The organism is Chitinophaga fulva (genome assembly GCF_012927205.1).
GTDB lineage: Bacteria > Bacteroidota > Bacteroidia > Chitinophagales > Chitinophagaceae > Chitinophaga > Chitinophaga fulva.
Genome location: NZ_JABBGC010000002.1, coordinates 1,338,604 through 1,354,309 on the forward strand (window position 1 = coordinate 1,338,604; position 15,706 = coordinate 1,354,309).

The following is a 15,706-nucleotide window of genomic DNA, read 5'->3' on the forward strand; positions in this document are numbered from 1 at the left end:
GTTGTTTGAATAATGAAAAGAATTAATGGGGTTCTACTTTATAGGGTGATGGTTTCGAGATTATCATCATCATCATCATCTGCCGGAGGCTGATCAAGATTTAACCGGATGTACCGTGCCAGCTGTTCGATGGTAGCCAGCTGGAAGAAGGTCCTGACATTTACCTCCACACCAAATTGCCTGCGGACAGTGGACGTGAGCCGTATCACCTGCAGTGAGTGGCCGCCCAGTTCAAAGAAATTGTCCTTCACGCCTGCTTTTTCCACGCCGAGCAATTCCTCCCAGACAGTGGCCAGTTGGGCTTCCGTTTCATTACGCGGAGCAACATACGTTTGTGACGACCATCCCTGTACTTCATCCGGCGCCGGCAATGCCTTACGGTCTATTTTACCGTTGGCCGTCAGCGGCAGCTTTTCCAGCGGCACCAGCCAGGACGGCACCATATACTCCGGCAGGCGGCCTTTCAGGAACGCATATACGTCATCGCGATGGTAGGCATCAGTAGTGACCACATAAGCCGCCAGTTGTTTGTGGCCTTTGCGGTCCGCACGGGCCACCACCACCGCCTGCTGTATCTGTTCATGCAGCTGCAGCGCGTGTTCTATCTCACCCAGTTCCACCCGGAAGCCACGTACTTTCACCTGATCGTCCATACGGCCGAGGTATTCTACCGTACCATCAGGGAGCCAGCGGCCAAGGTCACCGGTGCGGTACATCCGTACAGCCATTCCCGTTATAAACGGATCGGTGATGAATTTTTCGGCTGTCAATTCCGGGCGTTTGAGGTAGCCTCTTCCTACTCCTACACCTGAAACGCATACCTCACCGGGCACGCCGGGCGGGCATAGTTGCATGGCCTCATTCACCACGTAGATGTTGAGGTTCTGTATCGGATATCCCAGCGGGATGTTAGATTGTGCCGGCGTCTCATACATGATATAGTGGCAGATATCGTCTGATGCTTCCGTAGGACCGTAGGCATTCACGACCGGGATGCGGTTGTAATGCGCATGCATGAACCATTGTGCCAGCACCTGTTGACTGACCGCTTCACCGGTTACGAGCAGGAATTCCAGGTCATCCAGTTTCACGGGGATGTTTTCCTGCAATACCGTTGCCAGATAAGAAGGCACCAGTTCCAGGATGGTCACCTGCTGGCGGTCAACCGCGCGCATCAGCTGCTCCGGTTCCAGGATCGTTTCTTCGGAATAGATGATGGTGGTACCGCCGCAAAGCAATGCAGCCATCATTTGCCATACCGAGATATCGAAAGTATAGGAAGCCGTGAAGGCAATCACCGCACGATGGTCCAGCCGGAGATCATTGACTTTCGCATAGAGATGGTTCAACATGCCCCGGTGTTCTATCAGCACGCCTTTAGGCTTGCCGGTGGAACCGGAGGTATAGATGATATAAGCCAGGTCGGCAGGAGATGGCAGCAGCAACGAACCAGCCACAGGTTGGCGGAAGATTTCTTCGCGGCGATCATCCAACGCAATAACGCGGGCGTTGGTGATAGCCGTTATTTTTTCCTTCAGCAACAGGCTGCTCAATACCACCGTAGCTTCCACGTCTTCCAGCAGGAAGGCAATTCTTTCCGCCGGATATGCGGTATCTACCGGCACATAGGCGCCGCCGGCCTTCAGGATGCCCAGTATACCGACGACCATCTCAGGTGACCGCTCTATACAGATGGGCACAGGCATATCTTTTTTCACGCCCAGGCTTTGCAGGTAATGCGCCACCTGGTTGGAACGTTCTTCGAGCATGCGGTAAGTCAGCTCCGTTCCTTCGAAGATGATGGCTGTGGCATCCGGCATCATATCCGCTCTCTCACGGATAATGGACACGGCCGTCTTCTCCTGCGGGAAGGCCACTTTACGGCTGTTCAGTGTTTCAGTCAGCAGTATCCGTTCTGCTGCCGTTAGTATATCGAGTTGATGCAGTTGTATGTTGTCGTTGGCGGTCATCTGCAACAACACCTCTTCAAAATGCCCGCGGATAGCGGCAATATAAGTATCTGCCAACAGGTCTGCATTGTAGCGCAGGGTGATGCGGATGGTATCCGACACAGCAGCCAGTATCTCCAGCGGCAGGTTGGTCTGTTCATGTACCACAATATTCTCTACGCCGAGTGCGCCTTCCTGTGCAGCCATCATTTTGCTCACGGGGTAATTTTCGTATACCAGCAGGCTGTCAAACCAATCTCCCGTAATGCCGGTCCAACGCTGCATATCATCCAGCGGTGTGTACTGGTACTCGCGGCATTGCAGCTGCGATGCCTGTAATTCCTGCAACCATCCGGTCACTGGTTTAGCCGGATCGATGACGGCGCATAAAGGCAGGGTATTGATATACATCCCCACCGCCTGCTCTACACCCGGCAGCCCTTCCGGCCTGCCAGACACGGTGATGCCGAAGGTAACCTCCCGGCGGCCGGTGTAGCGGTATAACAGGTACGACCATACGCCCTGTATGATGGTATTTGGCGTAATACGGTGACGATGAGCGAAACGGTTGATATTGCGGGTGGCTGCTTCGTCCAGCTCCAGCAACTCCTGCCGGTAACTGCCTACGCCGGCGTTGCGGGCTTCCGCAGCACCGATAAAGGGCAGCAGGGTGGCATCTGTGGCATCTTTGATATAATTGCGCCAGAAAGCTTCTTCCTGCTCTTTGTCCTGGCGCTCCAGGTAGCGGACATAGTTTTCATAACGGTCTTCCGTGAATGCCGGCAAAGGCGCCTGCTTCACCACCGCTTCGTATATCCGTAACAGATCTTCCAGTATCAGTGGCAATGACCATCCATCAAACAAAATATGATGAGAAGTCCATACCATGCGGTGACGGTTGTCCTCCAGGCGGATAAGCGCCAGCCGCATCAGTGGCGGGTGACTGAAGTCAAACCCTCTTTTACGGTCGGCCTCCAGGAAAGCTGCCAGGTCTTCCTGCTGCTCTTCCGGTGTAAGACCGCGATAATCCTGTAATACCACCGGCAGCTGTACATCCTGGTAAACACCTTGCACAGGGATACTGAATTCATCAGCATGAAAGCCGCTGCGTAAGGCGGTATGCCGTTGCAACAACAGGTTCCAGCTTTGAATAAAGGCTGCTTCGTTCAGGTTCAACAGGTCGCTGGTGAACTGCTCCATATAGGCGTTGGAGTTTTCATCGTACAACGCGTGGAACAACATGGCTTCCTGCAGCCCTGTAAGCCGGTACAGGCTACTGATCCTGCCACGATGGGCTGTAGCATCCAGGAAAGTGTCCAGTTCCGCTACAGTGATTTCGCGTCCCAGGCCAAAATCGGATGGCGTGAACGCCGGCGCCGTGCGGTCTGCACAGTGCGTGATCAGCTCTTCCAGGTGCCTGATATAGGCGGCGGCCATTTTCTCCAGGGCAGCAGCTGTAAAATGTTGACTGCTGTATTTCCACCGAAGCACCAGCTCTCCATCCTGTATCATGCTGTCCACCGCAATTTTCTCTGTCAGCGGGAAGTCGCTGCCAATCGCAGCGCCCGGAGATTCTGCTGCCATACGCAGCAGCCCGTCTGTTGCGGCGATATTGCCGGTCTGACCGAGGTAATTGAATACAACATCCCATGGATCGTTGCCCTGCAAGGCCGTTTCCTGTTGAAGGTATTTTAACACACCATATCCGAGACCTTTGTCAGGTACATGGCGTAATTGTTCTTTTATAGTCTTCAGCCGCTCGCCGATGCTGCCGGTACCGGTTGACAGCTTCACGGGATAGAGACTGGTAAACCAGCCTACGGTGCGGCTGATATCTGTGGTGGCGTCGATAGTTTCGCGGCCATGGCCTTCCAGTCCGATGGTAACCTGTTCCGTATTGCTCCACTCCTGCAACGTGGCGGCGAGCGCGCACAACAGCAGGTCGTTTATTTCGGTATGGTATGCTTTGGGAACATCCTGCAGCAGGCGGCGGGTTTGTCCGGCATTCAATCGTACTACGTGATTGGCCGTATCCCTGATGGTCACAACGCCGTCGAAGGCTTTGTCGCCCTGCAGTGGTGTGAAGCCTGCTATTGCCTGTTGCCAGTATGCCAGCTGCGCCTGCACTTTAGGGCGCTGGCCATAAGCGGTCAACACTTCCTGCCATTGGCGGTAGGAATTGCTTTTCAGCGGAAGCGGTGCAGTGGTTTGTTTCAGCAGCTGGTCCAGGTCTTCCAGCAGGATGCGCCAGGAAACACCGTCAATGGCAAGATGGTGTACCACGATCAGCAGGCGGTTGTGAGAAACGGTATCCGGTGTAGTCATGAAAACGGTACGTGCCACAATGCCTTGTTCCGGATGCAGGCTGCGTTGGTAGTATTCAGCACGGGTAGTGATTTCTGACGGCAGGGTATCTGTTGTTTCCTCCCGCAGGTCAATGACTTCCAGCGTGCCGTTATGAGTGCCATACGTTTGCTGCCATTGGTCACGGTGTGCCGTATACGTAAAACGCAACGCATCATGATGCTGTACCAGCCTTTCTATGGCCGCTTCCAGCGTACTCACCTCCACCGCTTTGTCCACTTCCAGTAACAATGCCTGGTTAAAATGAGCTTCTCCCGTAATATCAGCGGTATGGGCAAAGTACCAGTGCTGTATCGGCAACAGACCACTGGAGCCTGTCAGCAGGCCCTGTTCAGCATGGCTGTCCGGCGTATCCTGTTTGGATGCCAGCATAGCAGCAAGACCGGCAATGGTCTGGTACCTGAACAAATCGGCCGGATGCAGGTTCAGTCCTGCTTTCCTTGCCCTGCTGACGGCTTGTATCGTGATAATGGAATCACCGCCCAGCTCAAAGAAGTTATCGTATATGCCTACCTGTTGCACATTCAGCAGGCTTTGCCAGATGGCGGCCAGTTGGGATTCGACTTCATTACGTGGCGCTACAAAAGCGTTCCCGCTCAGTGCGTCCACATCCGGTACCGGCAGCGCTTTTTTATCTACCTTACCATTAGGGGTCAACGGTATGGCGGACAACTGAATAAATTGTACGGGCACCATATACTCCGGCAGCCTGTCGCGCAGGAAGGCAGACAGCACTTCCCGGTCGGGCAGCCGTTCCCCGGTGAGGTAAGCCACCAACCTTTTATGGCCGGCGCTATCAGCTTTAACGGCCGTTACGGCTTCGCGTATTTCCGGATGTTGCAGGAGCGCGTTTTCTATCTCTCCTAACTCTATGCGATAGCCACGCAGTTTCACCTGGTCATCTATACGACCGAGGTAGACGATATTTCCATCGGCCAACCAGCACGCCAGATCACCGGTGCGGTATAGTTTATCATTATTACCGGAGAAGGTATCATAGACAAACTTCTCTGCGGTGAGGGCCGGGTTGTTGAGGTAGCCTTTGGCCACCTGTATGCCACCGATGAATAATTCTCCGGGCACACCTATTGGCACAGGACGACGGGTACTATCGAGTATATAGGTACGTACGTTGGTCAACGGTTTCCCGATAGGCAGCATCTCTGTGCCTACCGTCTGCTGCAATTGGAAATGGTATGCGGTGGCTACTACCGTTGTTTCCGTAGGGCCATATTCGTTATAAAACGCCACATGCAGTGCCCAGGCAGCCGCCAGCGGCAGGCTGCACGCTTCACCACCGGAAACCACGCGGCGCAATGCCCCATAATTGCCCGGCGTAATGGATGCCAGGAAACCAGGTGTAGTATCCAGGTGCGTAATTTTCTCTTGTTCCAGCAATAGTTCAAACTCCTGCCGGTCCAGCCGCAATGCTTCCGGTATCATCACCAGCACGGCGCCATTCACCAACGGCAGGAACATCTGCTCCACCGATGCATCAAAACAATAGTTGGAAAACTGCAATACCCTATCGGTAACGTCTATACTAAAATCACGGCTGCGGTGAACGATAAAATTGACGATCGCTGCGTGAGGGATCACCACGCCTTTAGGAACACCGGTAGAGCCAGAGGTATAGATCACATAGGCTGTATCTTCGGCTGTTGCCACGTTTATTTCATACTCCTCTCCTGCCGGGTTGTTCCAGTCATCGGGCAACAATAATTTCGCCTTCGGCGGGAACAGATGTGCATGCTCCGGTGTGGTTACTATCAGCCGGTCACCACCCATATCTTCCAGGATACGGCCGATACGGTCGGCGGGATGCTGCGGGTCCAGCGGCACATAAGCCCCGCCGGCTTTCAGGATACCCAGGATGGCCACCATCATGTTCAGGGAGCGGTCAATACACAACGGCACTAACGTACCCGCACCAACGCCATGACGCGCCAGCTGCGCTGCCAGTTGGCCGGCACGTTCGTCCAGCTCCTGGTAGGTAAGCGCGGTATTTCCAAACACCAGCGCCGTAGCGGCCGGTGTACGTTTGGCTTGTTCTTCAAACAGGTCAGCCAATGTTTTACTGTCTGTTTCCGGAGCGGCCTGGCTGCTTTGATTAAATCCATACAGCAGCTGCGCCTCTTCTTCCGGACCCAGTATAGGCAGTGATGCAAGACTGGCTGTTGGCGATGCCACCAGGCTGTGCAACAGCTGTTCAAAGTGCTGTACCATACGGTCTATGGTACCAGGCACATACAGGTCCGTGCAATATTCCACGCTGCCCCGCAGCCCTTCTGCGGTATCTTCCAGCGTAAAGCTAAGATCGTATTGTGTTGTAGCGTAAGACAAGGGTTCCGCTGCCAGCTGTAAACCTTCCAGTTCCAACGATGTGCTTTCCGGCATATTCTGCAGGGTAAACATCACCTGGAACAACGGGCTTCTGCTGAGATCGCGCTCTTTCACCACCGCTTCCACTACTTTTTCAAAAGGTATTTCCTGGTGCTGGTACGCGTTGAGCGTCGTTTCTTTCACCGCCTGCAACAGGCTATTAAAGGACTGTTCCCCATCTACGTAACTGCGTAATGCCAGTGTATTGATAAAGAAACCGATGAGCGATTCCGTCTCCTGCCGCGTACGACCGGCAACAGGGCTGCCCACACAGATATCTTCCTGACCGCTGTAGCGGAACAACAACGCTTTAAATGCCGCCAGCAACGTCATAAACAAGGTGGCTTCCTGTTGCTGCGCCAACGACCGGAGATCAGCTGTCAACTGTTTATCCAGCCGGAACCATGCAACCGCGCCCCGGTTACGCTGTACAGCCGGACGGGAATAATCAGTTGGTAACTGCAACGTCTCTACGTCGCCGAGTTTTTCTTTCCAGTAGTCCAGCTGCAACGACAGCACTGTATCTGTCAGGTAACGCCGCTGCCAGATCGCATAATCCGCATACTGCAATGGCAGTTCCGGCAACGTGCTTACTTCCTGGTGGACAAAAGACCGGTAAAGGTCTACCAGCTCTTTTACGATAATGGCAGAAGACCATCCGTCAGACGCGATATGGTGAATCACCGCTACCAGCACATGTTCCGTAGGTGACAGCACGACAAGGTGTGCCCGCAGCATATGGTCTTTAGCGAGATCAAAAGGCGCCTGTACCAGCGAGTGTACCAGGGAGGACAATGCCAGCGGGTCTTCGTGGTAAACCGGTTCATCCGTCACCGTTAGCTGCCACTGGTCGCGGTCCAGCAGCCGTTGCCAGGCCACACCATCTTCCTGTGCAATGACCGTTCTGAGTATTTCATGGCGATTGATAATGGTTTGCAGCGTAGATGCCAGCGCCCCCTTGTCCAGTGTTCCTTTCAGCCGCAATACCACCGGAATGTGATATTGCACGCTGCCTTCCAGCTGATCGATAAACCACAAACGTTCCTGGCTAAACGATAACGGCACCCTTTCAGGCCGTGAAACAGCCGCCACTGCAGGTAATACCGGAGCGGCATGTTCCTGTTCCAGGAGATGTGCTGCCAGCAGGGCAACAGTAGCATGCGTGAACACGGCTTTCACCGGCAGTTCCAGCTGCAACTGTTTCCGGACCGCTGCCACCAGTCGCATAGACAACAGTGAGTTGCCTCCTAAGGCAAAGAAATTATCGTTGACGCCTACACGGGATATTCCTAAAACATGCTGGAAGATATTCGCCAGCACTTGTTCTGTCTCATTTCCCGGGGCCACATAGGCTGCTGACGCGAGGAAGGTTTCATCCGGTGCGGGCAATGCTTTCCGGTTGATTTTCCCGCTGGCGGTGAGCGGCATTACGGGAAGCGGTATCAGTATTGCCGGTACCATGTATTCAGGCAGACGGCGCTTCAGTTCATCCAATACTGCGGACCGGTCTATCTCTCCTGCCGGCACTACGTAACCGATCAGGCGTTTGCTGCCGTCGGCCGCATCTCTTGCGACTACTACGGCTTCGCTGACCTGCTCGTTTTCCAGCAACACACTTTCTATCTCGCCCAATTCAATCCGGAATCCCCTGATCTTCACCTGGTCGTCTATCCTGCCAGCGTATTCTATATTGCCGTCGGGCAACCAGCGGCACCAGTCGCCCGTTTTATACAACCGGCCATCACTGAAAGGATCACTGACAAATTTCTCTGCCGTAAGGTTTTCCCTGTTCAGATAGCCACGGGCCACCTGCACCCCACCGATATGCAATTCACCGAAAACGCCCGGTGGCAGTAAATTTCCGGCCTTATCAAGGATGTATAATTGTGTATTCGCTACCGGTTGACCGATAGACACTACTTCATTTTCTGCCAAATTATTCGGCACATGCCAGCAGGTAACGTCGATGGCTGCTTCCGTAGGGCCGTAGAGGTTATACAGGCCGGCATACGGGATCTTTTCGCGGAAAAGGCCCACATGTTGCGGTTTCAGCGCTTCCCCGCTGCACAACACTCTTTTCAGTCCCGGAACATCCTCCGGCGTTACATCTTCCAGGAAGATATGCAGCATCGAGGGCACAAAATGGATGGTGGTGATACCATAACGGTCGATGGCCGTTTTCAGGTAACCGGTATCCTTCTGGCCATCCGGGATGGCCATGACCAGCCGCGCGCCGCAGATGAGTGGCCACAGCAGTTCCCATACGGATACGTCAAAACAAAATGTTGTCTTCTGTAAAATGGCATCATCTCCGTTGAGGCTAAAATATTTCTGGGTCCACAACAGGCGGTTCACCACCCCTGCGTGTTCATTCATCACCCCTTTCGGTTTTCCGGTAGAACCGGAAGTATAGATCACATAAGCCAGTTGTCCAGGCCGTACCACCTGTGCAGGCGGCGTATCCGGATAAATGGCCAGTACTGCCTGTATTTCATCCAGGCGCACCGCTCCGGTAAAGTTGTCCGGTATGGCGTGAAAACCGGTATGATCTGTCAGGATGATATCCGCGTTGGTATCTTCCAGTATATGTAAGATCCTTTCTTCCGGATAGGTCGGGTCTACCGGCACATACGCAGCACCAGCTTTCAGAATTGCTACGATGGCGATGATCATATCGAGCGATCGTTCAAGGCATACCGGCACTAACGTTTCCGCGCCTACGCCTTTGCTATTCAGGTAATGCGCCAGCTGATTGGTGATAACGTCCAGCTCACGGTAAGTCAGACTGGACTGCTCGTCCACTACGGCGGTCAACAAAGGCGTACGGTCAACCTGTGCGGCAAAAAGGTCTACCAGTGTTTTTTGTTCCGGCCATTTCACCGCTGTATCATTGAATGTATGCAACAACCGCTCTTCCGCTGCTGTCAGCCATGGCAAAGCCGGCAACTGATTACCCACATTTGCCGGCAGTTGGGTCAGCAATGTTTCAAAATGCCCGGCAATGGCCTGCAGGTAATTATCTGTCAGCAACGCTGTATTATAACTGAAACGAATGTTGATCGTCTCTCCAGCGCCCACCAGGATGGTAAGCGGGTAGTTGGTCTTTTCCTGTACCGCCACGTTTTCTATCTGCAGCTGCCAGGATTGCGCTTCAAGCACTTTGCTGACAGGATAGTTTTCGAACACCAGCAGGGTATCAAACAGATCACCCGCAATACCGCACCAGTGCTGAATGGTATCCAGGCCTGTATGCTGATATTCGCGGCTCTGCAACTGACCGGACTGCAGCTCCTGCAGCCATGCTCCCAGCGTTTTATCCCCGGAAACTTCCGCATGCAATGGAATGGTATTGATGTACATCCCTACGCGTTGCTCCACGCCGGATAAATCCTCGGGACGACCGGAAACTGTTACGCCATAGGTAACGTGGTCTTGTCCGGTATAGTGATGCAACAGCAACGCCCACACGCCCTGCATAAGGGTATTGACCGTCACATGCTGCTGCTGGGCAAAAGCATTGATCTTTGCTGTCAACGTTTCATCCAGGCTCAGTATATGGTCTTTATATAAGCCGGCTTCGCGGGTACGCTCTGTACCGGAACGGACAAAAGGCAGCAGGGTAGCGTCTTCTACGCCCTCCATATACCGGCGCCAGTATCGTTCTTCTTTTTCATCATCCCGCGTTTCCAGGTAACGGATAAAGTCTTCGTAACGGTCTTCCGCGCCTTCCGGCATCGGCAAACCTTTTACCGCTGCCTCATATGCGTGCAGCAACGATTCCATTAAAACCGGAACAGACCAGCCATCAAACAGGATATGATGGAAAGTCCATAACAAACGGTAACGGTTATCCGTCAATTTGATCAGCGCAATACGCATCAACGGCGCTGTTTTAAAGTCGAACGCCTGTCTGGCATCTTGTTGGGCAAACGCTTCAACTGCCTGCTGACGCGCCGTTTCATCCATTCCGCTGTAATCCAGCAACTGAAATGGTAATACCGCCTCATTGAAAACGCCCTGCAACGGAATGGCAGCTTCATCGCTAAAGAAGGCGGTGCGCAGGATCGTGTGCCGCTGTAAAAGGTGCTCCCACGCTGCTTTGAACGCATCTGTCTGTACGTTGAGCACATCACAGCCAAACTGTTCGATATATGCGCCGCCTGCCTGGTCATACAGGCTGTGGAACAACATACCTTCCTGCAGCGCGCTTAAGCGATACAATCCGGAGACCTGCGCACGCCGTGAAATACCGGTGTGGGCAGCATCCAGAAATGTGTCCAGTTCATTGATGGTCATAATGCCCTGCAGTCCGTAGTCTGATGGCGAGACAAGAGAGACCTCCTGTACGAGGCAGTCCGCGATCAGCTGCTGTAATTGCAGGATATATTCATTGGCCAGGGCCTGTATCTGTTGTGCCTGAAAATGCCGGGTGCTGAAAGACCAATTCAATACCAGGGAGCCATCACTGACGATGCTGTTGATCCCCAGTTTTTCCTGCATCACGTATTCATCGCCCACACCAGGAGCAGCAGACTCGCCTACCAGGCTCAACACGCTGTCCTGTCTTACCACATGGTCCGACTGTCCGAGGTAGTTGAATACAATCTCCCATGGGTCATTGCCTTGCAGCGAAGGTGTTTGCAATAATTGTTTCAACACACCGAAGCCGATGCCTTTATCCGGCACCGACCGTAATTGTTCCTTTACAGTACGCAACACTGCGCCGGGTGACTGGTGCTGTCCTATTTCCAGCAGCACCGGGTATAAGCTGGTGAACCAGCCCACCGTACGGCTGATGTCCATGCCGCCAATGTCATGCCGGCCATGGCTTTCCAGTCCGACACATACACGGTCCGCACTATTCCATTTACCTACGGCCAGCGCCAAAGCAGCTAGCAGGATATCATTAATTTCCGTATGATAAGCCTGCGGCGCATGCTGCAACAAGCTCCGTGTCAGCCCGGCATCCAGCCTGGTTTCTATACTGCTGAATTCAGCCGCTGCCACCTTGCCGTCAAAAGGCGCCGCTTCTTTCAAGGCAGCCAGGCGGCCTTCCTGGTTGATTTTTTCCCAGTAAGGCAGCTGCGTGGTCAACCGCCGTTGACTTGAATAAGCTACCAGCGCCTCATACCACTGACGGTATGAATTCCCTTTATCGAGATGTAATCCTGTTGCATCGTCCTGCAACAGTATCTCCAGGTCTTCCAGTAAAATACGCCAGGAAACACCATCTACCGCCAGGTGATGCACAACGATCAACAACCGGTTATGCGCTTCAGCATCCGGCGTCTCCAACAGCACAGCGCGTACCAGTATTCCTTTGGTGATATCCAGCGTACGGTGTAGTGTACGGCTATACGTCGTGATGTGGTCCGCCAGTGTTCCTTCGGGTATTGCACGCCAATCTTCCACGGTGAGCCCGGCTTCATAGGTACCATATGCCTGATGCCAACCGCTTTCATCTGTATGATACACAAAACGCAACGCGTCATGGTAGCGTACCAGCGCTTTGATAGCGGCCGACAAACGGGCGGGTGTTATCTTCTTATCAATCCCCACCAGCACGCTCTGGTTAAAATGACCTGCAGCGGCGGCGTTGTTATCAAAGAACCAGCGCTGCACCGGTATCAATCCGCTCTCCCCTGTCAGCAGTCCCTGCTCGCCCGTCAGCACCTGTTCCCTGTTTTCAGACAATAGTATTTCCAGCCGTTCGATGGTCTGATGCTGGAACAGGTCACGCGGATGCAACCTGAGCCCGGCTTTCCTTGCTTTGCTCACCACTTGTATAGTGATGATCGAATCGCCCCCCAGTTCAAAGAAATTATCGTATAGCCCTACCCGTTTTATGCCCAGCAGTTCCTGCCAGATCTGCGCCATATCGCGACCAGCTTTGGTGCGGGGTGCCACATAGCCCTGAACAGGCAGGATGTTTATGTCCGGCTCGGGTAATGCTTTTTTATCGATCTTCCCATTGGCCGTTAATGGTAACTGTTCCAATACCGTGATCGCGGCGGGTACCATATATTCCGGTAAACGGTTTTTTATTACCGCCAGCGCCGCGTCTTTATCGAAGGTGTCATCTGCCGCAACATAGGCCACCAGTCTTTTATGTCCTGCGGCATCCGCTTTGGCCAGTACCAGCGCCTGTTTAGCGCCGTTGCAGGAGGTCAGCAGGTTTTCAATTTCTCCCGGTTCAATACGATAACCGCGTACTTTCACCTGTTCGTCTATACGTCCCAGGTATTCGATCGTTCCATCTGCGCGCCAGCGGCCCAGATCACCGGTATGGTAAATCCGCTCACCAGCAGCACTGACAGTGAATTTTTCTTCCGTCAGCTCCGGTAGGTTTAAATACCCTTTGGCCAGGCTTGCACCAGCGATGCAAATCTCGCCAGCCACACCAACCGGGCTGATAGCGCCAGCCGTACTCAGTACGTATAGGCGTGTATTGCTGACCGGGCGGCCGATAGGCGGTGTCATCTCTGCGTTAACGGGCAGTAGCTCATAACTGGTGGTAACCACTGTATTCTCCGTTGGGCCGTAGTTGTTAATCAATTTATAAGGCAACCGCGACACATCCGTTGCAGGCAGTTTATCGCCACCCGTAAGCAGGTATTGCAGGCCCGTTATCTTTTCTTCGCCCGCTTGTATAAACGCAGGCACCAGCGCGGTGGAAATAAAAGCATGCGTAATCTGTTCCTTTACGTGCAGCTCCACCAAAGCAGGTATGAAGATGCGGGTATCGTCATCCACCAGGAAGACTGAAGCACCAGCGGCGAGGTAAGGCCAGATCTCCCATCCGAATGCATCGAAGCCGATGCCGGAAACAGCCGTGGCGCGGCTGTCAGCGGTTACCTGAAACGCATGATTATGCCAATGCACCAGATTGGCCAGCCCGCGGTGGGGTATCATCACGCCTTTGGGTTGACCGGTAGAACCGGAAGTATAAATCACATACACCAGTTCATCAGCCACAGGTGTTACAGCAGGCGCCGCGGCCGGGCACTGATCGATCTCCGCCTGTTCCCGTGCGGGGATTACCGCCCGTATCTTCTCTCCTATGCCGGAGGCGATGATGTCATTACAAATGACAATAGCCGCACCGGTATCTTCCAGCATAAAGCGGATGCGCGCCGCCGGATAAGAAGGGTCTACCGGTACATACGCAGCACCTGTTTTGATAATCGCCAGCATGGCCACCACCAGATCATTGGAGCGCTCCAGGCAAACCGGCACAAGGCTGCCGGCTGTAACACCCTGCAGTTGCAGGTAGTGGGCCAGGCGGCTGGAACGTTCATCCAGCAGACGATACGACAATGCTCCGTCAGCGCTGTTCAGCGCCAGAGCTTCCGGCCGTGCGGCCACCTGCTCCCGGAACAGGTCCAGTACCGTTTTGTCCTTTGGAAAATCTGCATGGGTATTGTTGAAGGTCTCCAGTAATTCTTGTTCTGCCGCTTTGTTTAACAACAACAGATGGTCAATCCGGGCTTCCGGCGTTGCGATGATGGATGATAACAGTTCTTTGAAATGTGCAATCAATGCATTGATGGTAGCTGCGCTGAAAAGATCTGTGCAGTATTCCATCCTTCCGGCCAAACCAGTTGCTGTTTCTTCAAAAGAACAGGTCAGATCAAACTTGGTGGTGGTGTGGGCTGTGTCCATGTAGGAAAACGTAACACCGCCCAATTCCAGTTCCGGCGCTGCCGGCGTATTTTGCAGGGCAAACATCACCTGGAACAACGGATTTCTGGCCATATCCCTTTCCTTCACCACCGCTTCCACTATCTTCTCAAAAGGTAGTTCCTGATGGTCGTATGCCGCAAGCGTAGTTTGTTTTATCTGCTGTAACAGGTTGATAAAAGAGGGATGACCGGACAGGTCACTGCGCAATGCCAGTGAGTTGATAAAAAATCCTACCAGGTTATCTGTTTCTTTCCGTGTTCTACCAGCTACCGGCGTGCCTACGCAGATATCCTCCTGACCCGTGTAGCGGTACAGCAGTACTTTAAAAGCTGCCAGCAGCGTCATAAATATGGTAACGCCCTGTTGCCGGGAAAAAGACTTCACTTTATCGGCCTTATCACGGTCAAGGTTAAACGTAATAACAGCACCCCGGCTGCTCTGAACAGCCGGTCGCGGGTAATCCGCCGGCAAATCCAGTACCGGCGTACCGGAGAGTTGGTCTCTCCAGTACCCTAACTGCATGGCCAGTGTATCACCGGAGAGGTACTGACGCTGCCATACAGCATAGTCAGCGTATTGTATCTCCATGGCCGGCAGCTGTGGCGCTGCGCCGGACACGCCGGCATGATACAGCTCCACCAGTTCCCGCACGATGATGCCGGTTGACCAGCCATCTGCCGCGATGTGGTGCATCACCACCACCAGTATGTACTCTCCGGTTCCCGGCGTGATCAGGCTGGCACGCAGCATATGATCGGCCGCCAGATCAAAAGGGGTATCGATAATCGTTTGTATGGCTTGTGTTAACGCAGCCGGATCATGATAATATTCCGGCGCCGTAATGATATCCATCTGCCAGGCATCTTTATCGAGCACCAGCTGGGAAGCGATGCCGGTGTTGTCCCTGAACACGGTGCGCAATACCTCATGCCGGTCCACAATGGCGCGCAGGGCTTGTTGCAGCGATGCAACGTGCAGGCTGCCTTTGAGCTTCAGCACAATGGGAATATGGTATTTAACACTTCCTTCCAGCTGGTCAATGAACCAGAGCCTCTCCTGGCTAAAGGACAGCCGCACGCCTGCGTGGCCGGCAGCCGCACCAGCTGTGATGGGCGCCGTTTCTGCGGAGATGGACTGGTGCAACAATGTTTTGATCTCATCCCGGTGCAGCTTAATCTCTTCCAGCAGTTCCGGTGTAATACCTGCGTCCTTCGGTGTCCGGAATTTGATTTTACCATCTTCCAGAAAAAGTATGACTCCCTGTGCCCGGGCCTTTGCCACTACCGCTATTGCCTTGTTAAAATTAACCTCAATCATATGTTGTATTT

The 15,706-nt window shown here is 53.5% G+C and carries 1 protein-coding gene; it reads right to left on the reverse strand.

The genetic code is table 11. From position 1 onward, the window contains the following. Nucleotides 1–38 precede the first annotated feature (38 nt). On the reverse strand, nucleotides 39–15,695 hold the full coding sequence (locus tag HHL17_RS22105; protein WP_169226961.1) for a non-ribosomal peptide synthase/polyketide synthase: 15,657 nt from the start codon (nucleotides 15,693–15,695) through the stop codon (nucleotides 39–41). Between the last annotated feature and the right edge of the window lie 11 nt (nucleotides 15,696–15,706).